Source organism: Ruegeria sp. AA6 (genome assembly GCF_056542865.1).
The window spans coordinates 39,082-59,038 of record NZ_JBQGAN010000022.1; the positions used below are offsets into that span (position 1 = coordinate 39,082).

The following is a 19,957-nucleotide window of genomic DNA, read 5'->3' on the forward strand; positions in this document are numbered from 1 at the left end:
AAACCCTCGCAATGCCGACCGCTCAGAAAAACCGTAACTGTGGCGCGTGGGGCCAAAAACCAAAAGAGGCGCCGAATGGCGCCTCTGGGTGAGTGGTGGTTTGTGATGTTACGAGCAGTAAACGTGGTCCCGCGCGATGTCTTTGATATCGCAGCGGCGCACACCGATGTCGTTCAGTTCGCGGTCGGTCAGACCCTGCAGTTCCGAATAGGTGCGGTTGTATTCGGCACGCAGAGCGTACGCTTCTCTCACCTTCGCGGTGAAACGGGTCAGGCGCTCGGTCAGAGAGACGCCGGCGTGTGAGGTTGTTGCTGTGTAAGCCATATCTGAATTCCTTTCCTGATCGGGGCGCATTCCCCGATGACTTTGTTCTGTTCCTGTTTGGGACAGCGTTCAGATAGGCGTCGCAGATATCGCTAACAACCGAAGTTTCGGTCTAGCCGGTATGCGTCGGGGGAATGGCCCAGCAACCCATACACTCAGCACCACTTGCAGCTTTGGGTAGCTTTGCGGACAAAGCCGCCATTCGATTTCTAACAACGTTAGCGATTATTCCAAGGGCAATGGGTCATCGCTTTGAGTGCGCAGATAGGCAATGACAGCCACCCTCATATTTCTGTCATTCTCGTGTCCATGCCCCATATTCGTACCGGGCACGTTACCCGTTGGGTCTGCCAAAAAACGATTTAACTCTTCAAACGTCCATGTTCCGTCTAGGGCTTTCATCGCTTCAGAATAGGGATAGCCTGGAACACCGCCTCTTTCCCGGCCAACAATATTCCATAGATGCGGTCCGGGAGCGGGGCCTTTGGTTTCTTCTTCTTTTTCGACTGCATGACAGTATTTACATGCAAGCACCCGAGCACGGCCTTGTTCAATATCTGCGGTGGCGAGTTCGCCGTCCTTTAGAGGTTCAACTGAAAGTGGCGCTGCTCCGTGTTCCTGAAGGAATGAAACCATTTCAGTGCGCTCTTTGAATGCAGCCAAGTGTATCGGTGGTTGGTCCCATTGAGCACGACTGTTGATGTCCGCGCCATTCGCTAGAAGCAATTGTGCGGCTTCCAGTGCACCCCGTTCAGCGGCGTCATGAAGAGGTGTGAAGTGTTTTGCACCACCAGAGATATTAGGGTCCGCCCCGCTCTTTAGAAGAAGTTCAACTATTTCGATTTTGTTGCCTCGAGCGGCGATTTGTAGGGCTGTTCCAAAATCAGTTACGATATCGACGTCCGCACCACTATCTACGAGCAATTTGACGACATCGAAGTGGCCTCTTTGAGACGCAAAGTATAGCGGGGTAGCAACCGTTTTCACGTTTACATCTAAGCCCTCGTTCAACAGGCTTTCAACTTTGGCCAAATCGCCGTCGAGAGCCGCATCGATAAGTGGAGATGCATTCGCAGGTTCACAAAAGGCAGCCAAAGAAACTAGTGCTACAGCGGCACTGCACAAAGGATTGCAAGACATGTTGCTTCTCCCGGTGACTTAAAATGAATGACAACAGCCTACCATATTTGCGAATATTAGTCGATTTTTGGTGCTGGACAGGCGTCTAAGTTCAAGTGACTTGGGACTGAGCATGGGTCCGCTTCGGGACGGGCGATAGAAAGTTACCGCTAAATTTCTTCCGCAAAGGCAAACCGATAGGAAGAACGGCTGAAAATAATGTATTTTGTCAGAAAGCCAATTTGCTGAGGTGAGGAACACCATGACCTCTGGGAACGCGCTAATTTATCTGTCTGACAAGGACCTCGGGAGTTTGGGCATCCAACCTTCTGAAGTCGCCGATGCCATCGAGTCCGCCCTAATCGCCAAGGTTGACGGAAAACTTCACACTTCTCCCAAGACAGTCATCTTGCCCGGCGACGGGCGCTACGCAATGTCTACCTTAGCAATGGGAGATGATGGTTTAATTGTGACCAAGCAGGTTACAGTGTGCCCGGAAAATCCGGCTAGGGATCTTCCCGCGATTAATGGTGCAATCATGGTTATGGATGCGCAAACCGGACTACTTCGCGCGGTCTTGGGAGCGAATTGGATTACGGCTGTCAGAACTGCCGCTCTGTCAGTGGTGGCAGCGCGTAGGCTTGCTGACCCTCATGCCGAGACCGTGGCTTTTGTGGGCGCGGGTGTGCAAGCTCACTCCCATCTTGCTGCGTTTTCAGAACTGTTTCCCTTGAAACGAATCCGCGTGTTCGGGCGAGGTAAGGAGAATGCCGACAAGCTTTGTCGTTATGCCCGAGGCCTCGGGCTGGAAGCTGAATCGTGCACCAATGCTAAAGGCGCCTTGAGTGATGCTGATCTGATAGTGACATCGATAACTTTGGACTACTCTATTGAACCTTTCTTGGACGCTCGATGGCTGAAACCGACTGCCTTCGCGGCGATAACGGATGTCTGCATTCCGTGGATGCCAGCAGGCATGGCTGCTTTCAAAACGGTAATAGTTGACGACCGACTACAGGAATTGGAAAGCGACAAGCCGATGTTGCCATACGAGCAAATTGCTGGTGATTTGACAGAATTGGTCACTGGGAAAGTCGACATCCGAGTGCGCAACAAACCGGCTGCTTTTGCTTTCAGAGGGATTTCATTGGGGGATTATGCTGCTTCAGTCCTCGCTGTTCGCAGGGCCTCTGACAAACCGGTGAAGTTAGGCCAAAGACATAAACCTGCACTTTGGAATTAAAAGTCGAAATGGCCGCTTTGGGCTCAAAGCAGACAAGTACTAAATAGAAAAACGCCCCCGAAAAGTCGGAGGCGTTTCTAAGTTCTATGAAAGAGGCACTTAGCCGCGCTCTTCGATGATCTCAACCAGATGCGGGATCTTGTTGACCATGCCGCGGATCGAAGGAGTGTCTTCCAGCTCACGGGTCTTGTGCATCTTGTTCAGGCCCAGACCGATCAGGGTTGCGCGCTGTTCGGCGGGGCGGCGGATCGGGGAACCGATCTGCTTGACGACGATGGTTTTTGCCATGGGTCGCTCTCCTTATGCTTCTGCTTCAGCAGCAGCCGGTGCTTCGTCCCGCTTGGGCAGGATGTCGGCAACCTTTTTGCCACGACGTGCGGCAACCGAACGCGGGCTCTGCTCTTTTTGCAGGCCGTTGATGGTGGCGCGGATCATGTTGTACGGGTTCTGCGAGCCCAGCGACTTGGACACAACGTCCTTCACGCCCAGCATTTCGAACACGGCACGCATCGGACCACCGGCGATGATACCAGTACCTTCAGGTGCGGTGCGCATAACCACTTTACCAGCGCCGTGACGGCCCTCGATGTCATGGTGCAGAGTACGACCTTCACGCAGTTGCACGCGGATCATTTGACGCTTGGCTTGTTCAGTCGCCTTACGGATGGCTTCAGGTACTTCTTTCGCTTTACCTTTGCCAAAGCCGACGCGGCCTTTCTGATCGCCGACAACCACCAGAGCGGCGAAGCCAAAGCGCTTACCACCTTTTACGGTTTTCGACACGCGGTTGATTGCGACCAGACGGTCAGCAAATTCCGGTGCTTCTTCACGGTCGCGACCACGGCCCCGACGGTTTTCACGTTCTGCCATTTGGCATCCCTTTTCTCATGTGGCGCATACGGCGCCGTTTTCTTCAATCCAAGTGAGCCCCGACTGCTGCCGAGGCCCCCGGATCATCGGGGCAGCCGCAAAGCTGCCCGCAGGCCTTAGATCTTCAGACCACCTTCACGCGCAGCGTCGGCGACAGCCTTCACTTTGCCGTGGAACAGGAAGCCACCACGATCGAAATAGGCCTCTTCGACGCCTGCCTTTTTGGCACGCTCGGCGATGGCCGCGCCCACTTTGGTGGCCGCTTCGACGTTGTTCTTGCCAACAACACCCAGATCTTTTTCCAGGGTCGAGGCCGAGGCCAGGGTCACGCCACGAACGTCGTCGATCAGCTGAACGCTGATGTTCTTGTTCGAACGGTGAACCGACAGGCGTACGCGGCCGGCGTTGACTTTGCGAAGTTTGTTCCGAACGCGCAGGCGGCGCTTCAGAAACAGGGTTCTTTTGCTGTTTGCCATTGTCTGCGTCCTTACTTCTTCTTGCCTTCCTTGCGGAAGATGAACTCGCCCTTATAGCGGATGCCCTTGCCTTTATACGGCTCGGGACGGCGCCATTCGCGGATTTTGGCCGCGACTTCGCCCACCTGCTGCTGGTCGATACCTTCCACAACGATCTCGGTCTGCTTCGGCGCGGTGATGGTGACACCTTCCGGGGCAGTGAAATCAACATCATGGCTGTAGCCCAGGTTCAGCTTCAGGGTGTTGCCCTGCATCTGAGCCCGGTAACCAACACCCTGGATCTCCAGCTCTTTTTTGAAGCCTTCGGTCACACCGGTTACCAGGTTGGCAACCATGGTGCGGCTCATGCCCCACTGCTGACGCGCACGCTTGGACATGCCACGGGGGTCGATCTTGACCACGTTGTCTTCAACCGACAGCGTTACGTCGTCGGTCGCGGTGAAGCTGCGGGTGCCTTTCGGACCTTTGACTTCGATGGTCTGACCCGACACAGAGGCGGTAACGCCGCTGGGCAGCTCGACCGGTTTTTTACCAATACGAGACATTGCAGACCTCCTTAGAAGACGGTGCAGAGCACTTCGCCGCCAACATTGTTGGAGCGAGCGTTTGCGTCCGACATCACACCTTTCGGAGTGCTGACAATCGACACGCCCAGACCCTGACGGACCTGCGGGATGTCATTGACGCCCATGTAGACGCGACGACCAGGCTTGGAAACCCGCTTCAGTTCGCGAATGACAGGGGTGCCTTCGTAGTATTTCAGGCTGATTTCGATGGCCGGATGACCGTTTTCACCGGTCGTCTTTTCATAGCCACGGATGTAGCCTTCGTCCGCCAGCACGTCCAGAACCCAACCGCGCAGCTTGGACGCCGGGGTGGAAACGGTGGACTTGCCGCGCATTTGCGCGTTGCGGATACGGGTGAGCATATCGCCGATAGGATCATTCATATCTATGTCTCCCTTACCAGCTCGATTTCACCATGCCGGGGATCTGACCAGCAGAACCCAGCTCGCGCAGCGCAATACGGCTGACCTTCAGCTTACGGTAGTAAGCGTGAGGACGACCGGTCAGCTGACAACGGTTGTGCAGACGGGTAGCCGAGCTGTTGCGCGGCAGTTTCGCCAGTTTCAGACGCGCTTTGAAACGCTCTTCCATCGGGCGGCTCTCGTCATTCGCGATTTCTTTCAGCTCGGCACGCTTTGCGGCATATTTGGCCACCAGGCGTTCGCGCTTCTTCTCGCGTTCGATCATTGCTTTTTTAGCCATGTCTCAATCCTCGCGGCGCTTAAGCGTTGAAGGGCATGTTGAAAGCTTTCAACAGGCTCTTTGCTTCAGCGTCGGTTTTCGCTGTGGTGGCAATTACGATATCCAGGCCCCAGACCTCGTCGACCTTGTCGAAGTCGATTTCCGGGAACACGATGTGCTCTTTCATGCCCATGGCAAAGTTGCCCTGACCATCGAAAGACGGCTTAACACCGCGGAAGTCACGAACGCGCGGCAGCGCGATGGTGATCAGACGATCCAGGAATTCGTACATCCGGTCACCGCGCAGGGTCACTTTCGCGCCCAGCGGCATGTCTTCACGGACGCGGAAACCCGCGATCGACTTCTTCGCCTTGGTTGCAACGGCCTGTTGACCAGCGATTGCAGTCAGATCTTCGACGGCAGCTTTCGCTTTCTTCGAGTCCTTGACGGCCTCAGCACCACAACCGATGTTCAGAACGATTTTTTCCAGCTTGGGCAGCTGCATGTCGTTCTTGTAGCCGAACTCTTCTTTCAGAGCGGCACGGATGGTTTCAACGTACTGAGCTTTCAGACGCGGGGTGTAGGTTGCGTTATCAAGCATCGATCACGTCCCCTGTGGTCTTGGCGAAGCGGACCTTCTTGTCACCTTCCATGCGGAAGCCGACGCGGGTTGCTTTGCCGTTCTTGTCCAGCAGCGCCAGGTTCGACAGTTGGATCGGGTTTGCCTGGGGCAGACGACCACCTTGCGAAGTTTGCGACTGACGGGTGTGACGGATGGCAATATTGATGCCTTCGACAACAGCTTTGCCGGCTTTCGGGTCAACCGAGGAAATGGTTCCCTCTTTGCCCTTGTCCTTGCCGGCCAGCACGACGACCTTGTCGCCTTTGCGGAGTTTAGCAGCCATGATTACAGCACCTCCGGAGCCAGCGAGATGATTTTCATGAAGTTCTTGCCGCGCAGTTCACGAACAACGGGGCCAAAGATACGGGTACCGACTGGCTCGTTGTTGTTGTTCAGAATGACGGCGGCGTTGCGATCAAAACGGATCGCGGTGCCGTCTTCGCGACGGACTTCCTTGGCGGTGCGTACGACGACGGCCTTACGGACGTCACCTTTCTTTACGCGGCCGCGCGGGATGGCTTCCTTCACCGAGACGACAATGATGTCGCCGACGGAGGCGTATTTACGCTTGGAACCACCCAGGACCTTGATGCACTGAACTCGGCGTGCGCCGGAGTTGTCAGCGACATCCAGATTGGTCTGCATCTGGATCATGTGGTTTCTCCCGACCTGTGGGGGCTGGTCTGGTTAGATCCCCCAGGGTTTCGACAAATGGAAAAATCCCGGAAGCTTACGCTTCCAGAACTTCCCAACGTTTCGTCTTCGATTTCGGCGCGCATTCGATGATGCGTACGGTGTCGCCGACCTTGAAGGCGTTCTTTTCGTCATGAGCCCGGTATTTCTTGGACTTACGAACGGTTTTGTGCAGCAGCGGGTGCTTGAAACGGCGCTCGACCAGAACGGTTACGGTCTGCTCGTTTGCGTCGCTTGTTACGGTGCCGGACAGGATACGCTTGGGCATCTGATTACTCCTCGGATGCCGCTGCAGCGGCCTTTTCGTTCAGAATGGTTTTGACACGGGCAGCATTGCGGCGGGCCGCTTTGATGCCAGCAGTGTTTTCCAGCTGACCGGTTGCCTGTTGAAAGCGCAGGTTAAAGCTTTCTTTCTTCAGGTTGGCCAGTTCCTCGCGGAGCTGGTCCGGGGTCTTGTCACGCAGTTCTTGGGCGTTCATCGACTTTTTCCTTTGCTCAAAACACCAGAAGGCCCCCTGACAGGGTCACCTTGGACCTGGTGGATGAATGATAGACATGCGAATCCCCCGACTCGGCCGGGGGACTTGCAGGATGCCGCCGTATAAGGGTTTAGGGGGTGGGTGGCAAGAGGAAGTTTGGGGAGTGTCCTATAGGGACATTTCAGGCAGCACGGCGCGTTGCCTTTACGACAATCACATCCTTATTCAACCAACCTTATTCAACCAACGCCTTAACACTGCCATATCCTGCGCCCAAAACACGCGCCTCAGTTCCATGTGAAACACTTCTTCTCAGCACAATTTTCAACTCAGGCGAGTATAGCATCCTTCTAGTGGCTTCGTTCGAACTTCCAATCACCTCACGCGCCAACACTTCCCAGACCTTGTATTTGCAATCCCCTACTCTTTCGATGCGGTGTTTGCGGAACTCCAGAGTAACATGGCCAGAAACAGCGTCTCCCGTTTCAGCCTCTTTAACAAAGTCAGATCGCCAAATTTTACTAACTTCTAGGTTTTCAATCTCTTCCAACGCACCTGCGTAAACACGGCTTGCGCTGATTTCTGTTCCCCAAAAGAGTTCATCAGGCAACAAAGGATGAGCAGAGTAACGAGTGATTGTGTTTTGTCCGGAGTTGCCGGCTGCAATTCTTACTATTATCCCCGGCCCTTTTGGAATCCTCTCCCAGACAATCTGAGAACCGTTCGATTCTGTTATGATCCCGCTTTCAACGTCTTCCCATTTCAGACAATCCGCTAACACGGGTGGGGCAACTAACATCGATAAAGAAAGTAACGCTATTGGCAGGTTGTTTTTCATTTCCACTTTTTTGACCTTAGTCCCACTTGTAATTAAAACTCACCGAAATCCGCTCTTCCTCGGCCATATTCATCGGCACCTCGTGGCGTAGCCAGCTTTCCCACAGCAGGACATCCCCCACCTGAGGCTTCATATAGATGAACGGCTGCAAATCCCGCCGCCCGCCTTTGATCCGCGTCGGGGCAGCCATCATGCGGCCCGAGCGTGGGTCTTCAAGTTTCAGAGCACTCGCCCCTTCCGGCATCGACACATAGGTCGTACCCGAGATCACGCTGTGCGGGTGCAGGTGGCTGGAATGCATCCCGCCCTCGGGCAGGATGTTGATCCACAGGTCTTCCAGTTTCAATTCGCCCTCGCCCAGATCGAACTCCAGATCCTTGGCAAAGGCCGCGACGTGATGATCCAGCGCCGCGACCAGATCAGCGAAAATCGGGAAGCGCCAGGGCAAATCGGTCAGCGAGGCATAGCTAGTATAGCCGGGATAGCCGTTCTCTTCGCACCATTCCTGCCCGGCCTCATCATCCTCGGCGATGACAAGGCAGGAACTTTCCAGCTCGCCCGCGTCGACCTTTGGATCGAACTCGGACAAAGCAGCGCGATAGAGACGGGTAACGAAGAGTGATTCAATCTGTGCCATGAGCCGGGCATACCGCAGCCCCTGCGACAAGGCCAGCCGATTAGCTTTTGACGGGCCCTTTGCCACAGCGCGGGATCGGACGTCCGCCATCAGCATAAGCGAGGCATAACACGATTTCGTCCGGTTTTGGTGCATCCGGGACGTTCAACGTCATCGTATCGAAGTGGTCAAACGACCACGGGTTGTCCTTATGCCCAAGCGGCAGATCAATCGCGCAACCCGGTGCGCCTAGCTTGGCGTTCGAGGGGATCACCGCCTCTCCTCCGCCCGCGGCCGCGCGCATGGGTGCGCCGAGTTTTGGGTGGATCACCGCGCCTGCCTGCTCGAGATCACCGTTCACGCCGACAATCGCGGCTTTGCCGTACGAAACCGGTGCACCGTCCAGCTGCGCAACCAGCTCCGCGGCAAGTTCCGCGCCCAAAGAGCCGCCAATCTCGAACAACTCGGACAAATCCTCTGAAAACGCTCTCGCCAGTGGATTCTGAACGACTGCCATGACCGCAACACGACTGATTGGATCACAGGGTTGACCCAGTTGATCCGTGGTTATGACTTCCTTGACGAAGATCTTCTTGCGCAGCTTATCCATAAATCCCTCCTGATCCTCAAAACAGCCTAGAAACGCTTTGGTCAGACGTCGACTTATTTCGCGGCCACCCGGATCACATGAGACAAAAGAAAACCCCCGCCGGTGTCCCGACGGGGGTCAATCTTGTCACGAACAGGGTCTCCCCCTTATCGCTTACCAGTCTTCGCGAACCACGACGCGGGTCTTGATCGGCAGCTTCATCGCGGCCAGGCGCAGGGCCTCGCGGGCGATGTCGTCATTGACGCCGTCGATCTCGAACATCACGCGGCCAGGCTTGACTTTGCAGGCCCAGCGGTCGACCGAACCTTTACCCTTACCCATACGAACTTCGATCGGCTTTGCAGTGACCGGAGTGTCGGGGAAGATGCGGATCCAGACGCGGCCCTGACGCTTCATGTGACGCGTCATGGCACGACGTGCAGCTTCGATCTGACGTGCAGTTACACGCTCAGGCTCAAGAGCTTTCAGGCCGTAGGTGCCAAAGTTCAGATCAGAGCCGCCTTTGGCGAGACCCTTGATCCGGCCTTTGTGCATCTTGCGGAATTTAGTACGCTTTGGTTGAAGCATATCTTTCCCTCCTTAGCGACGACCGCCACCAGCACCACGAGGTGCAGGGCCGTCCTGGAGTTCCTGTGCTTTACGGTCACGTGCCTGCGGATCGTGCTCCATGATCTCACCTTTGAAGATCCAGACCTTGATCCCGATGATCCCGTAGGGGGTCATCGCTTCGGCATGTGCGTAATCGATGTCGGCACGCAGGGTGTGCAGAGGCACGCGGCCTTCGCGATACCACTCGGTCCGTGCGATTTCGGCGCCGCCCAGACGACCCGCGACGTTCACCCGGATACCCAGGGCGCCCATGCGCATGGCGTTCTGAACCGAGCGCTTCATTGCGCGACGGAACGAAACACGACGTTCCAGCTGCTGAGCGATGGACTCGGCAACCAGCTGCGCGTCAAGCTCGGGCTTGCGCACTTCGACGATGTTCAGGTGCAGTTCGCTGTCGGTCATACGAGCAAGCTTTTTGCGCAGAACTTCGATGTCTGCACCTTTCTTGCCGATGATGACACCGGGACGTGCAGTGTGGATCGTAACGCGGCACTTTTTGTGCGGACGTTCGATGATCACACGGGCAACACCGGCCTGCTTGCACTCTTTGTTGATGAACTCACGGATCTTGAGGTCTTCCAGCAGAAGATCACCGTAGTCCTTGGTGTCGGCGTACCAGCGGCTGTCCCAGGTGCGGTTGACCTGCAGGCGCATGCCGATCGGATTTACTTTATGACCCATTAGGCTTGCTCCTCAACTTGACGCACCTTGATGGTGATCTCCGAGAACGGCTTCATGATCTTGCCGAAACGGCCACGGGCACGCGGACGACCGCGCTTCATGACCAGGTTCTTACCAACCCATGCTTCGGCGACGATCAGCTCGTCAACGTCCAGGTTGTGGTTGTTTTCGGCATTCGCGATTGCGGACTGCAGGCACTTCTTGACGTCCTGCGCGACACGCTTGTTGCTGAAAGTCAGGTCGGTCAGAGCCTTCTCAACTTTCTTGCCGCGGATCATTTGCGCAACCAGGTTCAGTTTCTGCGGGCTGGTGCGAAGCATGCGGGTTTTCGCCATTGCTTCGTTTTCAGCCACGCGGCGGGGGTTCTTTTCCTTGCCCATGACTTACTTCCGCTTCGCTTTTTTGTCTGCGGCGTGGCCATAATAGGTGCGGGTCGGCGAGTACTCACCGAACTTCTGACCGATCATGTCTTCCGAGACGTTGACGGGAATGTGCTTCTGGCCGTTGTACACACCAAAGGTCAGACCCACGAACTGGGGCAGAATGGTGGAACGACGCGACCAGATTTTGATGACTTCGTTGCGGCCCGACTCGCGCGCTGCTTCGGCTTTTTTCAGCACGTAAGCATCGACGAAAGGACCCTTCCAAACAGAGCGAGACATAGATTAACGTCCCTTCTTCTTGGCGTGCCGCGAGCGGATGATCAGCTTCTGGGACGCTTTGTTCTTGTTGCGGGTACGCTTACCCTTGGTGTCCTTACCCCACGGAGTAACCGGCGTACGGCCACCCGAGGTACGACCTTCACCACCACCGTGCGGGTGATCGATCGGGTTCATTGCAACACCACGAACCGACGGACGAACGCCTTTGTGGCGCATACGGCCGGCTTTACCGAGGTTCTGGTTGCTGTTGTCGGGGTTGGACACGGCACCAACGGTGGCCATGCATTCCTGACGGACCATGCGCAGCTCGCCCGAGCTCAGACGGATCTGAGCGTAGCCGCCATCGCGACCAACGAACTGAGCGTAAGTACCGGCCGCACGTGCGATCTGACCGCCTTTGCCAGGCTTCATCTCGATGTTGTGGACGATGGTACCAATGGGCATGCCCGAGAACGGCATTGCGTTGCCCGGCTTGATGTCAGCTTTTGCCGACGCGATGACTTTGTCACCAACAGCCAGACGCTGCGGAGCCAGGATATATGCCTGCTCGCCGTCTTCGTATTTTACCAGTGCGATGAATGCGGTCCGGTTCGGGTCATATTCGATCCGCTCGACGGTTGCCGCGACATCAAATTTGTTCCGTTTGAAGTCAACGATCCGGTAGAGACGCTTTGCGCCACCGCCGCGGCGGCGTGAAGTGATCCGTCCGGTGTTGTTCCGGCCGCCCGATTTGGTCAAACCCTCTGTGAGAGACTTGACCGGACGTCCTTTCCAAAGCTCCGAACGGTCGATCAGCACCAGCCCGCGCTGGCCCGGCGTCGTCGGCTTGTACGACTTGAGTGCCATGCTTTCTGTCTTCCGTTTAGCAAGTGCAGGGATGTTCCCTGCTATGTGATAGGCCCCCGTAGGTGCCAAGGGTATAGGGCCCCGAAGGTCCCCGGTTACAAATATCAGAGGCCCCGGAACGAATCCGAGGCCGCAAGATTGGGTGCATGTAACAGGGTTGGGGGGGGGTGTCTATAGGTTGTCTGCTTAAATTCTTTTTGGGGTTAGCAGCAAAAGTTGGCCGCTCGAGCTCACAAAATAAGATACCAACTTCGTTCTCATTGATGCCGCCACCATCCACAGCACTCACTTCTCAACAAGTTTTCATCTCATCAGTTAAACGGCCAGCAAGAGAACCGCCCCAAGTTACATTTTCACAACTTAAAATTTATTGCCGCTTCTTAATGTTTGCTGATCCAACCAAGTCGGTTGATTTAGTCCTCAAAACCATACAACGGGAAAAAGAAATGAGAAGAAATCTATCTTTGTTTACCACAACAATTTGCATACTTACGCTCGTATCAGCCTGCAGCACCTCAGGTACTCCAGAATCTAGGCAACCTTCTAAAAAGGACCGTGCGATCCAATGCGGATTGGACGCTGGCATTGAGCAGCCGTTTCAATTGTTTCAATCGAAGTCTGGTGGTCGCACAACTTATTTCTATGTAGTCACGAACGGAATTACAGAACGACAGGCAGCCGATGCCAACGCCTGCTCCCGATCACTTTAGTTGCCCCTTCTTATGACCATAGCTTCGGTTTTTCTAAGTCTGGAAAAACCGAAGCTATCAGTCATTTGCATGCAGTGAAAATCAAACCGTCTTAGGTACTAAGCCAGATGAAGTTTTGGCGTCTGCAAACAACTGTACGCAGAGACCACCAGCCGCGCGGAACAAGGCCGGAGGCCGCCGCGCCAGCGACTGCCCGTCCCGGCGGGCTGGCGCTTTGGGGACCATTGCGACTCACTGCGAGTTCGGCTGTATTTGGCACCATAAAGTGCACAGTTCGACCGTTGCAGCGCCATCCCACGGGCAGTCGCTGGCGCGGCTTGTACTCTGGTCCAACAAAAAACCCCCGCTTTCGCGGGGGCCTTTGTCTTTCTCCACAAACGTGATCCGATCAGAGACCGGTGCTCACGTCGATTGTGTTGCCCTCTTCCAGGGTCACATATGCTTTTTTGACGTCTTTCCGACGGCCCAGCTGGCCGCGGAACCGCTTGACCTTGCCTTTGGTCACGGTGGTATTCACCGCTTTGACCTTCACACCAAACAGCGCCTCAACGGCCTCTTTGATCTGCGGCTTGTTGCTGTCGATCGCCACTTCAAAGACAACCGCGCCGTTTTCGGACGCCATGGTCGACTTTTCGGTGATGATCGGCTTGCGGATCACGTCGTAGTGTTCTGCCTTCGCGCTCATTTCAGACGAGCCTCCAGTGCTTCGACAGCCGCTTTGGTGAGCACCAGGGTGTCACGCTTGAGGATGTCATAAACGTTTGCACCCATCGACGGCAGGATATCCAGACCTTCGATGTTGCGCGACGCCTTCAGGAAACCTTCGTTCACGGTCGCGCCGTCGATGACCAGAGCACGTTTCCAGCCCAGGTTTGCAACCTGTTTGGCCAGAGCGGCGGTCTTGCCTTCGGCTTCGGCGTTTTCGATCACAACCAGTTCACCTGCCTTGGCTTTGGCCGACAGAGCGTGGCGCAGGCCAAGCTTGCGGAACTTCTTCGGCAGGTCGTGGCCGTGCGAACGAGGGGTCGGGCCCTTGTAGATACCACCCTTGCGGAAGATCGGCGCGTTACGGTCACCATGGCGTGCGCCACCTGTGCCCTTCTGGCGATAGATCTTCTTGGTCGAGTAGCTGGTTTCCGAGCGGGTCTTGACCTTGTGGGTGCCGGCCTGCGCGTTGTTGCGCTGCCAACGGACCACACGGTGCAGGATGTCCGCGCGCGGCTCGAGACCGAACAGATCGGCGTTCAGCTCGATGTCGCCGGCTTTGCCGCCGTCCAGTTTGATTACATCAAGTTTCATGCTTCACCACCTTCCGCGGGAGCTTCTTCCGCAGGTGCTTCGGTTGCAGCCGATTTCACAGCAGCCGGGAAAGGCAGACCTTCCGGTGCTTTCTTCTTCACGGCGTCCTTGACGGTGACCCAGCCCGATTTCGGTCCGGGAACGGCGCCTTTGATGAAGACCAGGTTCCGGTCGGCGTCGGTTTTGACGACTTCCAGGTTCTGGGTGGTGACACGGGCAGCACCCATGTGACCGGCCATCTTCTTGCCTTTAAAAACCTTACCCGGGTCCTGACACTGACCGGTCGAACCGTGCGAACGGTGGCTGATCGAAACACCGTGCGAGGCGCGCAGACCACCGAAGTTGTGGCGCTTCATCGCACCGGCAAAGCCTTTACCGATCGAGGTGCCCGAAACGTCAACCTTCTGACCTTCCAGGAAGTGTTCTGCCGAAATCTCGGCACCCACTTCGATCAGGCCATCTTCGGAGACGCGAAACTCGGCCAGCTTACGCTTGGGCTCGACCTTGGCAGCGGCGTAGTGACCGCGCATGGCTTTCGAGGTGCGTTTTGCCTTGGCAGCACCGGCGCCCAGCTGAACGGCGGTGTAGCCGTCTTTGTCAGCGGTACGCTGTGCAACGACCTGAAGGTTGTCCAGTTGAAGAACGGTCACAGGGATCTGCTTGCCGTCTTCCATGAACAGGCGGGTCATGCCAACTTTTTTTGCGATAATACCAGAGCGCATATTCTATACCCTCCGATCTTACGACTGCAGCTTGATCTCGACGTCCACACCAGCAGCGAGGTCGAGCTTCATCAGCGCGTCAACGGTCTGGGGGGTCGGATCAACGATGTCGAGCAGACGCTTGTGCGTGCGGATCTCGAACTGGTCGCGGGATTTCTTGTCAACGTGAGGGCCACGGAGAACCGTGAACTTCTCAATCTTGTTCGGCAGCGGGATCGGGCCGCGCACGTTCGCGCCGGTCCGCTTGGCAGTGTTGACGATCTCTTGCGTGCTGGCATCCAGAACGCGATAGTCAAATGCCTTCAGCCGAATACGGATGTTTTGGCTTTGCATAGATACAGCCTTTTATCAGGCGTTGAGGTTGAGAGGAGGACAGACGCGCATCGCCAACCCTCTTCGAACCCAAAAGGCGGGAATCACCCCGCCTTGACGTTCTTGTTGAGAACTCGCGCGTATTAGTGGGGTTGGTGGGGTTTGGCAAGGGGGAAATGAGATTTCAGGAAAGTCGAGAAAGAAGGCTCAGGATATCGCGTTTAATGCCCGGTGGTAACTACTATTTATTTTTCTGAGCCAGCTTCGATCAGCAAACTTTCATGATGCCGATATATTTCACCCAAAATCTTCCCGGGACACTCTAGAGAAAAATCATTCAGTACATTTCTGCAATATGCTGAGGCTCGCAGGAGAACAACCAATTCACTTGCATCTACAAATGGGTCAGCTTTTGGAAGCTGTTTCCCCTCATACTCCGGCCAGCTAAATGTCGAGAACACTGGTAGAACACCGAGAGATGACGGAATGAAACGATCAATACAGGCTTTCTGAACAAGCGGCGAAACTTCGGTATCAACAACTAGTACGAACCCACGTACCTCGTTTTTTTTGTTCGCATCCGAAGCAGCGAAACATCCAGCCCCTTGAACAGGTAAACCGGATGACAACAACCGTCGTATCTCCGGCTTGGCGTTCGTTATCCCAATATCAATGTCACGTCCAATGTAGACTTCGGTCGCGTTTCTCGCCGCTTCATCCTTCAATCGACCAAACAATACTGCGTAGTTTGTTTTAGGTCCGATATGGTCTTTCGGTGCAAACCAACTTTTTGCGGGTCCTGGTAGTTCTACATGTGTTTCCGCGTGTTCACCCAGAAATTGAAGCATTGACGCTGAATGAAATCCCAGTTCAGCCGGAACATCCCCCACTGCCTCAAAGGCTATTCCTTCCGGCCAAAAGCTCAATGTCATCAGATCTACATTCTCGCGAATGTACCGAGATGTTGGAACAGCTAAATCCGATTGGGGTTGACCATTTGCTGATGTTGCCAAAAACAAAAACCAAACAAGCTTCCTAAGTCTTTTCAATCTACACGTTCCTTGACTGAGCTCGCGCAATATCTCGGCGCAACTTCAAGTTGTCAACTGATTCAAACAGCGCCTTAAAGCCAGTAGCAACCCACAAATTAAGAAGGGCGCCCCTTTGTGGGACGGCCTTCCTTAGCTCAACAGTGTGGACTATCATTGCTCTTTCAGAGCAACTGCCGCCCACCAGTCGGCAGAGCCGACTTACTCGATGATTATCGACACAACACCGGCGCCGACGGTGCGGCCGCCTTAGCGGATGGCGAAGCGCAGGCTGTTTTCCATCACGATCGGTGCGATCAGCTCGACGCTGAAACCAACATTGTCGCCGGGTATGACCATCTCGGCGCCTTCGGTCAGAGTCACGGTGCCTTTAGTTCTCCGCTGGCTCTGGAAGCGCATATCGCGGCGCAACGAACTTGTTGTAAAACACAAACAACAGAGGCGTCAGCACCATCGACAAGGCCACGACGATAATCAAAGTATTTCCGAGGTCCGCGCTCATCACATGGATTGAAACTGCAAAGGTCAACAGAACAAATCCAAATTCTCCGGCCTGAGCCATCCCGAGTGCAAATAGCCAGTTATTCGCTCTGCTGAGGCCGAACAGACGCCCGAGGACGTACAGGACCGCCGCCTTGATGGTCATCAAAGCAAAGGTAATCGCGACGACTGTGCCGAAACTTTCAATCATCAACCGAAAGTTTATCGAGGCTCCGACACTTACAAAAAACAATCCCAGAAAGAGCCCCTTGAATGGGGTGATTTCCTTTTCAAGCGCATGTCGATATTCGCTGTTCGCCAACACCACCCCGGCAATGAACGCCCCCAGGGCCGGCGTTAATCCAACGGCCATCATCAGCACGGCGACACCGACGACGATAGTAAGGGCCATGGCCGTAAACAACTCGGGCAGGTCTGCGGATTCAACATATCGAAAGACCGGTCCGATCAGGTAAGACCCTCCAACGATGACCAGAATAATCGAGCCCAGCGTCACAAAGGCCCGTAGCCAGCCGGGCAAAGATTGAACGAGGTTCACCGACAATCCCGAACTGACCGTTGGGCCGTGGCTGACGGCGTTTACACCCGTCGCAGCAACATCCGGCAGCGCCAAGAGTGGCAACAGCGCCAGAATGGGGATGACGGCAATGTCTTGCATCAGCAGTACCGAAAAGCTCGATTGCCCGCCGCTGCCCATGAGCAACCTCTTCTCATGCAGGGTTTGCAGGACGATTGCGGTGGATGACAGCGAAAATATCAATCCAATTGCCAGCGCAACCTGCCACTGCTGTCCCAGTGCCATCGCCAGCCCCATGATGGCGCAGGTCGTGCAAATCAATTGCATCCCGCCCAAACCGAGCAGCCTGTGCCGCAGGTCCCAAAGCTTTTTCGGCGCCAGCTCTAACCCGATTAAAAACAGCATCATGACAACGCCAAACTCGGCAAACCGCTCCAGGCTTCCCACATCGACATTCAGCGCGGCCAAAGCAGGCCCCAGAAGCATGCCGGCGATCAAAAACCCCAAAACCGAACCAAGCCCCAACCACACGGCTATCGGGACAATGGCAATTCCCGAACCGAGGAGAATAAAGGACAGAAGAAGATAGTTTTCCATTGAATTTAAGGAACTACTCGCGGGCAACTTTTACGACAGCGCCGCTGGTGCGGGCCATATGAACTAACTCTGCACCATACCGTCACCTATACAAGTCGTCGAGGTGATCGAACATGAACTGATTTTCTTTCGATTTTTGAGAGGGATCGCAGCGCAACCCGTTTTCCGACACGATGAACGCAACGCCAAACGGTCTGCCGTTTGGCAGACCCAACTCAGCACCATCTCAGTCAGGTTCAGTCAAGGTCAGGCTTTTTCATCACAAGCCAAGGGTTTTCGACCTGCATGCCCTGATACACCGCATGCATAAAAAGATGGGCAATCACTGGGTCGTTTGAAAACGGTGAAAACCGCAAGCTGCCCTCTTTGACGCCCTCATCAGCCTCATAAACGACCTCGTCGCCCTTTACGGTTATAAGCACTTTGAGTTGCGCCAGTGTCTCGGGGTCTATTGCCGTAGGATCGTCCGACAGGATCACAAAGTCCGCAACTTTGCCGACTTCAATTGATCCCTTCTCATTCTCTTCAAAATGTTGCCAAGCGGGCCAGATCGTCATGGCCTTCAGGGCAGTCATGACGTCAACTCTCTGATGCGGTCCTAAAATATCGCCTGACCGTGTGCGGCGGGTAACCGTCGCCGCAAGAACACGCATACTGTCCGGGAAGGCGACCGGGGCATCGTGGTGCGTGCCAAACATCATATCACGCTCGCGCAGCCAACCGGTGGGCGAGATATTGTCGGCATTCACCGGCCCAACAGTGTGATCCCGGTGCCAATCGCCCCAGTAAAACGTGTGCATCGGGAACAGTGACGGGAAAACACCGAGGCGCTTGAAACTTGCGACTTGATCCTCTCGCAGAAACTGGCCGTGGATTAGAACAGGGCGGTTTCCCGGGTCGCCATACTTTATCTGTGCCTCTTCGAGCGCGGCGATCAGCATGTCGGATGCCCCTTCGCCGTTCGAATGCACAAGGATTTGAAAGCCGTTTTCGTAGCACCAATTCACGGCGTCCTGCAGTTGATCCATCGTGATGGCCGCATAACCTGCATAACCAGCAGCATAGTTGCCAACAGGGTCGTAATAGGGCCGATCCCGCAGCGCCGTGAAACCTTGTGGCGATCCGTCGATTGTTAGTTTGCAACCCCCGACCCTGACGCGGTCGTCATAATCCGCAGAGGTGTTTGCACCAATGTAATCCCGCGATTCAAGAACGTCCGGGAAGGCAACCACGTCGATGGGAAGCCCATCATTCGCCGCAACCGCCTTGAGAACTTCTACAATTTCGCCCGAAGACCGACCTTCTTGTCCGGTCGTATATCCAAACTTTGCCCAGAGATCGGCACCGGCCCGGGCGAAGGCCGCCAACCCCTCTTCGCCCAGATTTCCCAGCATCGGCACGAGAACCGAAAAGAACGCATACTCTTCCAAAACACCGTTCGGTTCCCCGGTGTCATCGCGCTGGATCACGCCGCCCGGAGGGGCTTCGGAAGCAGCCGTGATGCCCGCCAATTCCAACGCCTTAGAATTAGCCACACCCAAATGCCCCGATTGATGAATGATGATGACGGGTAAATCCGTTGAGACCGCGTCCAGATCTTGCCGCGTTGGGTGGCGCAGTTCCTTAAGTTGAGCGTTGTCGTAACCGAAGCCGATGATCATCTTGACCTGTTCAATGGCCTCTGAATTTTCCTTTGCCCAGTCAGTCAGCGTTGATTGCAGGCTTGCAATATCAACAACCTCTCCATCCGGAGGTGCAAGAAGGTTGGCGGACAGTGCCTGCAAGCCCCCCATGACGACATGCCCGTGGCTATCGACGAATCCCGGCAGCATAGTGCGCCCGTTCAGATCGAAGGTTTCCGTCCCATCATCTTGATGCGCGGACAGATCAGACAGCGATCCGACCGCAAGAATGCGCCCGTCCTTAACCGCGACCGCTTCGGTGAATGGGCTTTCGTCGTTCATTGTGACAATCGGCCCGCCCAGATAGATCCGGTCTGCAATTTGCTGCGAAGAAGCGGAAGCAGCTGAAAACAAGAGTGCTGCACTAAAGAGAAGTGAATGCGCCGAAATTCTCATCTGACAACCTCTTTCCCATTGACTGGTATCAATAAGAAACAAATTAGCATCGAGTGGTCGTAAGTCGAAAAGGAAAAAGGGCGCCCCAAGGGGCACCCTTTCTTTAGATAATCGCTGGTGCGAATTACTCGATGATTTTCGAGACAACGCCGGCGCCGACGGTGCGGCCACCTTCGCGGATTGCGAAGCGCAGGCCGTTTTCCATCGCGATGGGCGCGATCAGCTCAACGCCGAACG

30 protein-coding genes and 1 pseudogene are annotated in these 19,957 nt (G+C 55.2%); 1 reads left to right on the forward strand and 30 read right to left on the reverse strand.

Annotated features, from left to right (window positions below):
* Positions 1-108: 108 nt before the first annotated feature.
* Positions 109-324 carry a DUF1127 domain-containing protein gene (locus tag ACR0LN_RS19290; protein WP_480431985.1) on the reverse strand — a complete coding sequence of 72 codons (216 nt, stop codon included), beginning with the start codon at positions 322-324 and terminating at the stop codon, positions 109-111.
* Between the two features lie 225 nt (positions 325-549).
* Positions 550-1,464, reverse strand: coding sequence for an ankyrin repeat domain-containing protein (locus tag ACR0LN_RS19295; RefSeq protein WP_480431987.1), 915 nt, complete (start codon positions 1,462-1,464; stop codon positions 550-552).
* A 241-nt stretch (positions 1,465-1,705) separates the two neighbouring features.
* Here ACR0LN_RS19295 and ACR0LN_RS19300 point away from each other — a divergent pair, with 241 nt between their 5' ends.
* The gene (locus ACR0LN_RS19300; RefSeq protein ID WP_480431989.1) at positions 1,706-2,686 is read left to right on the forward strand and encodes an ornithine cyclodeaminase family protein; all 981 of its coding nucleotides are present in this window, start codon (positions 1,706-1,708) and stop codon (positions 2,684-2,686) included.
* A gap of 99 nt (positions 2,687-2,785) precedes the next feature.
* On the opposite strand, the gene rpmD is transcribed toward ACR0LN_RS19300, so the two are convergent.
* The 28 genes and pseudogenes from rpmD to ACR0LN_RS19440 all read right to left on the reverse strand — a co-directional run.
* Complete coding sequence (gene rpmD, locus ACR0LN_RS19305) at positions 2,786-2,974, reverse strand: 50S ribosomal protein L30 (protein WP_093965366.1); 189 nt, start codon at positions 2,972-2,974, stop codon at positions 2,786-2,788.
* A gap of 12 nt (positions 2,975-2,986) precedes the next feature.
* Complete coding sequence (gene rpsE / locus ACR0LN_RS19310) at positions 2,987-3,556, reverse strand: 30S ribosomal protein S5 (protein ID WP_155148691.1); 570 nt, start codon at positions 3,554-3,556, stop codon at positions 2,987-2,989.
* A 116-nt stretch (positions 3,557-3,672) separates the two neighbouring features.
* Positions 3,673-4,032 carry a 50S ribosomal protein L18 gene (rplR, locus tag ACR0LN_RS19315; RefSeq protein ID WP_039523386.1) on the reverse strand — a complete coding sequence of 120 codons (360 nt, stop codon included), beginning with the start codon at positions 4,030-4,032 and terminating at the stop codon, positions 3,673-3,675.
* Positions 4,033-4,043: 11 nt separating this feature from the next.
* The gene (rplF, locus tag ACR0LN_RS19320) at positions 4,044-4,577 is read right to left on the reverse strand and encodes a 50S ribosomal protein L6 (protein WP_170373361.1); all 534 of its coding nucleotides are present in this window, start codon (positions 4,575-4,577) and stop codon (positions 4,044-4,046) included.
* A gap of 11 nt (positions 4,578-4,588) precedes the next feature.
* A complete protein-coding gene (rpsH, locus tag ACR0LN_RS19325; protein ID WP_068340741.1) occupies positions 4,589-4,981 on the reverse strand; it encodes a 30S ribosomal protein S8 in 393 nt (130 codons plus the stop codon).
* 13 nt (positions 4,982-4,994) lie between these two features.
* Entirely contained in the window at positions 4,995-5,300 is a 306-nt protein-coding gene (rpsN, locus tag ACR0LN_RS19330) for a 30S ribosomal protein S14 (RefSeq protein ID WP_068340744.1), read from the reverse strand.
* 19 nt (positions 5,301-5,319) lie between these two features.
* Positions 5,320-5,880, reverse strand: coding sequence for a 50S ribosomal protein L5 (gene rplE / locus ACR0LN_RS19335; RefSeq protein WP_170429279.1), 561 nt, complete (start codon positions 5,878-5,880; stop codon positions 5,320-5,322).
* Positions 5,873-6,184: a 50S ribosomal protein L24 gene (gene rplX / locus ACR0LN_RS19340; protein ID WP_170356681.1), complete on the reverse strand. Its 312-nt coding sequence runs from the start codon at positions 6,182-6,184 to the stop codon at positions 5,873-5,875. Before rplX ends, rplE begins: the two co-directional genes overlap by 8 nt.
* Positions 6,185-6,186: 2 nt before the next feature.
* Positions 6,187-6,555: a 50S ribosomal protein L14 gene (gene rplN, locus ACR0LN_RS19345; RefSeq protein ID WP_008757934.1), complete on the reverse strand. Its 369-nt coding sequence runs from the start codon at positions 6,553-6,555 to the stop codon at positions 6,187-6,189.
* A gap of 76 nt (positions 6,556-6,631) precedes the next feature.
* Positions 6,632-6,862 (reverse strand): 30S ribosomal protein S17, encoded by a 231-nt coding sequence (gene rpsQ, locus ACR0LN_RS19350; protein WP_170495397.1) that lies wholly within the window; start codon positions 6,860-6,862, stop codon positions 6,632-6,634.
* A 4-nt stretch (positions 6,863-6,866) separates the two neighbouring features.
* Positions 6,867-7,073 carry a 50S ribosomal protein L29 gene (gene rpmC / locus ACR0LN_RS19355; protein ID WP_010437082.1) on the reverse strand — a complete coding sequence of 69 codons (207 nt, stop codon included), beginning with the start codon at positions 7,071-7,073 and terminating at the stop codon, positions 6,867-6,869.
* 235 nt (positions 7,074-7,308) lie between these two features.
* Positions 7,309-7,911 (reverse strand): hypothetical protein, encoded by a 603-nt coding sequence (locus tag ACR0LN_RS19360; RefSeq protein WP_480431992.1) that lies wholly within the window; start codon positions 7,909-7,911, stop codon positions 7,309-7,311.
* Between the two features lie 16 nt (positions 7,912-7,927).
* The gene (locus ACR0LN_RS19365; RefSeq protein ID WP_480431994.1) at positions 7,928-8,548 is read right to left on the reverse strand and encodes a 2OG-Fe(II) oxygenase family protein; all 621 of its coding nucleotides are present in this window, start codon (positions 8,546-8,548) and stop codon (positions 7,928-7,930) included.
* Between the two features lie 40 nt (positions 8,549-8,588).
* On the reverse strand, positions 8,589-9,137 hold the full coding sequence (locus ACR0LN_RS19370) for an amino acid synthesis family protein (protein ID WP_480431996.1): 549 nt from the start codon (positions 9,135-9,137) through the stop codon (positions 8,589-8,591).
* 153 nt (positions 9,138-9,290) lie between these two features.
* Positions 9,291-9,704 carry a 50S ribosomal protein L16 gene (gene rplP / locus ACR0LN_RS19375; protein ID WP_058283513.1) on the reverse strand — a complete coding sequence of 138 codons (414 nt, stop codon included), beginning with the start codon at positions 9,702-9,704 and terminating at the stop codon, positions 9,291-9,293.
* A 12-nt stretch (positions 9,705-9,716) separates the two neighbouring features.
* Positions 9,717-10,427 carry a 30S ribosomal protein S3 gene (gene rpsC, locus ACR0LN_RS19380; protein ID WP_008758042.1) on the reverse strand — a complete coding sequence of 237 codons (711 nt, stop codon included), beginning with the start codon at positions 10,425-10,427 and terminating at the stop codon, positions 9,717-9,719.
* Entirely contained in the window at positions 10,427-10,807 is a 381-nt protein-coding gene (gene rplV / locus ACR0LN_RS19385; RefSeq protein ID WP_039538267.1) for a 50S ribosomal protein L22, read from the reverse strand. Before rplV ends, rpsC begins: the two co-directional genes overlap by 1 nt.
* 3 nt (positions 10,808-10,810) lie before the next feature.
* Positions 10,811-11,089 (reverse strand): 30S ribosomal protein S19, encoded by a 279-nt coding sequence (gene rpsS / locus ACR0LN_RS19390; RefSeq protein ID WP_005980699.1) that lies wholly within the window; start codon positions 11,087-11,089, stop codon positions 10,811-10,813.
* A 3-nt stretch (positions 11,090-11,092) separates the two neighbouring features.
* Positions 11,093-11,935 (reverse strand): 50S ribosomal protein L2, encoded by an 843-nt coding sequence (gene rplB, locus ACR0LN_RS19395; protein ID WP_170356688.1) that lies wholly within the window; start codon positions 11,933-11,935, stop codon positions 11,093-11,095.
* Between the two features lie 1,098 nt (positions 11,936-13,033).
* Positions 13,034-13,330: a 50S ribosomal protein L23 gene (locus tag ACR0LN_RS19400; RefSeq protein ID WP_008757532.1), complete on the reverse strand. Its 297-nt coding sequence runs from the start codon at positions 13,328-13,330 to the stop codon at positions 13,034-13,036.
* Positions 13,327-13,944, reverse strand: a complete 618-nt coding sequence (rplD, locus tag ACR0LN_RS19405) for a 50S ribosomal protein L4 (protein WP_155148664.1) — start codon at positions 13,942-13,944, stop codon at positions 13,327-13,329. Before rplD ends, ACR0LN_RS19400 begins: the two co-directional genes overlap by 4 nt.
* The gene (gene rplC / locus ACR0LN_RS19410; protein ID WP_480431998.1) at positions 13,941-14,666 is read right to left on the reverse strand and encodes a 50S ribosomal protein L3; all 726 of its coding nucleotides are present in this window, start codon (positions 14,664-14,666) and stop codon (positions 13,941-13,943) included. Before rplC ends, rplD begins: the two co-directional genes overlap by 4 nt.
* An 18-nt stretch (positions 14,667-14,684) precedes the next feature.
* Entirely contained in the window at positions 14,685-14,999 is a 315-nt protein-coding gene (rpsJ, locus tag ACR0LN_RS19415) for a 30S ribosomal protein S10 (RefSeq protein ID WP_008756422.1), read from the reverse strand.
* A 224-nt stretch (positions 15,000-15,223) separates the two neighbouring features.
* Positions 15,224-16,027, reverse strand: a complete 804-nt coding sequence (locus tag ACR0LN_RS19420) for a hypothetical protein (RefSeq protein WP_480432000.1) — start codon at positions 16,025-16,027, stop codon at positions 15,224-15,226.
* 249 nt (positions 16,028-16,276) lie between these two features.
* Positions 16,277-16,396: pseudogene (locus ACR0LN_RS19425) on the reverse strand (EF-Tu C-terminal domain-related protein); the annotation flags it as partial.
* 1 nt (position 16,397) lies between these two features.
* A complete protein-coding gene (locus tag ACR0LN_RS19430; protein ID WP_480432001.1) occupies positions 16,398-17,642 on the reverse strand; it encodes a cation:proton antiporter domain-containing protein in 1,245 nt (414 codons plus the stop codon).
* A 236-nt stretch (positions 17,643-17,878) separates the two neighbouring features.
* The gene (locus ACR0LN_RS19435) at positions 17,879-19,606 is read right to left on the reverse strand and encodes an amidohydrolase (protein WP_480432002.1); all 1,728 of its coding nucleotides are present in this window, start codon (positions 19,604-19,606) and stop codon (positions 17,879-17,881) included.
* A 238-nt stretch (positions 19,607-19,844) separates the two neighbouring features.
* The coding region (locus ACR0LN_RS19440; protein WP_480428719.1) for an EF-Tu C-terminal domain-related protein at positions 19,845-19,957 on the reverse strand (113 nt) is incomplete at its 5' end.

Bases quoted from the DNA above. Each gene is read 5' to 3' on its own strand.
- rpsH (WP_068340741.1), bottom strand. From the start codon at position 4,981: ATGAATGATCCTATCGGCGATATGCTCACCCGTATCCGCAACGCGCAA.
- rplF (WP_170373361.1), bottom strand. From the start codon at position 4,577: ATGTCTCGTATTGGTAAAAAACCGGTCGAGCTGCCCAGCGGCGTTACC.
- ACR0LN_RS19435 (WP_480432002.1), bottom strand. From the start codon at position 19,606: ATGAACGACGAAAGCCCATTCACCGAAGCGGTCGCGGTTAAGGACGGG.
- rplC (WP_480431998.1), bottom strand. From the start codon at position 14,666: ATGCGCTCTGGTATTATCGCAAAAAAAGTTGGCATGACCCGCCTGTTC.
- rplR (WP_039523386.1), bottom strand. From the start codon at position 4,032: ATGGCAAACAGCAAAAGAACCCTGTTTCTGAAGCGCCGCCTGCGCGTT.
- rpmC (WP_010437082.1), bottom strand. From the start codon at position 7,073: ATGAACGCCCAAGAACTGCGTGACAAGACCCCGGACCAGCTCCGCGAG.
- rplD (WP_155148664.1), bottom strand. From the start codon at position 13,944: ATGAAACTTGATGTAATCAAACTGGACGGCGGCAAAGCCGGCGACATC.
- ACR0LN_RS19295 (WP_480431987.1), bottom strand. From the start codon at position 1,464: ATGTCTTGCAATCCTTTGTGCAGTGCCGCTGTAGCACTAGTTTCTTTG.
- ACR0LN_RS19400 (WP_008757532.1), bottom strand. From the start codon at position 13,330: ATGAGCGCGAAGGCAGAACACTACGACGTGATCCGCAAGCCGATCATC.
- rpmD (WP_093965366.1), bottom strand. From the start codon at position 2,974: ATGGCAAAAACCATCGTCGTCAAGCAGATCGGTTCCCCGATCCGCCGC.
- ACR0LN_RS19370 (WP_480431996.1), bottom strand. From the start codon at position 9,137: ATGGATAAGCTGCGCAAGAAGATCTTCGTCAAGGAAGTCATAACCACG.
- ACR0LN_RS19360 (WP_480431992.1), bottom strand. From the start codon at position 7,911: ATGAAAAACAACCTGCCAATAGCGTTACTTTCTTTATCGATGTTAGTT.
- rplP (WP_058283513.1), bottom strand. From the start codon at position 9,704: ATGCTTCAACCAAAGCGTACTAAATTCCGCAAGATGCACAAAGGCCGG.
- ACR0LN_RS19290 (WP_480431985.1), bottom strand. From the start codon at position 324: ATGGCTTACACAGCAACAACCTCACACGCCGGCGTCTCTCTGACCGAG.
- rpsS (WP_005980699.1), bottom strand. From the start codon at position 11,089: ATGTCTCGCTCTGTTTGGAAGGGTCCTTTCGTCGATGCTTACGTGCTG.
- rpsQ (WP_170495397.1), bottom strand. From the start codon at position 6,862: ATGCCCAAGCGTATCCTGTCCGGCACCGTAACAAGCGACGCAAACGAG.
- rpsN (WP_068340744.1), bottom strand. From the start codon at position 5,300: ATGGCTAAAAAAGCAATGATCGAACGCGAGAAGAAGCGCGAACGCCTG.
- rplX (WP_170356681.1), bottom strand. From the start codon at position 6,184: ATGGCTGCTAAACTCCGCAAAGGCGACAAGGTCGTCGTGCTGGCCGGC.
- rpsC (WP_008758042.1), bottom strand. From the start codon at position 10,427: ATGGGTCATAAAGTAAATCCGATCGGCATGCGCCTGCAGGTCAACCGC.
- rplN (WP_008757934.1), bottom strand. From the start codon at position 6,555: ATGATCCAGATGCAGACCAATCTGGATGTCGCTGACAACTCCGGCGCA.
- rpsJ (WP_008756422.1), bottom strand. From the start codon at position 14,999: ATGCAAAGCCAAAACATCCGTATTCGGCTGAAGGCATTTGACTATCGC.
- rpsE (WP_155148691.1), bottom strand. From the start codon at position 3,556: ATGGCAGAACGTGAAAACCGTCGGGGCCGTGGTCGCGACCGTGAAGAA.
- rplB (WP_170356688.1), bottom strand. From the start codon at position 11,935: ATGGCACTCAAGTCGTACAAGCCGACGACGCCGGGCCAGCGCGGGCTG.
- rplV (WP_039538267.1), bottom strand. From the start codon at position 10,807: ATGGGCAAGGAAAAGAACCCCCGCCGCGTGGCTGAAAACGAAGCAATG.
- ACR0LN_RS19300 (WP_480431989.1), top strand. From the start codon at position 1,706: ATGACCTCTGGGAACGCGCTAATTTATCTGTCTGACAAGGACCTCGGG.
- ACR0LN_RS19365 (WP_480431994.1), bottom strand. From the start codon at position 8,548: ATGGCACAGATTGAATCACTCTTCGTTACCCGTCTCTATCGCGCTGCT.
- rplE (WP_170429279.1), bottom strand. From the start codon at position 5,880: ATGCTTGATAACGCAACCTACACCCCGCGTCTGAAAGCTCAGTACGTT.
- ACR0LN_RS19430 (WP_480432001.1), bottom strand. From the start codon at position 17,642: ATGGAAAACTATCTTCTTCTGTCCTTTATTCTCCTCGGTTCGGGAATT.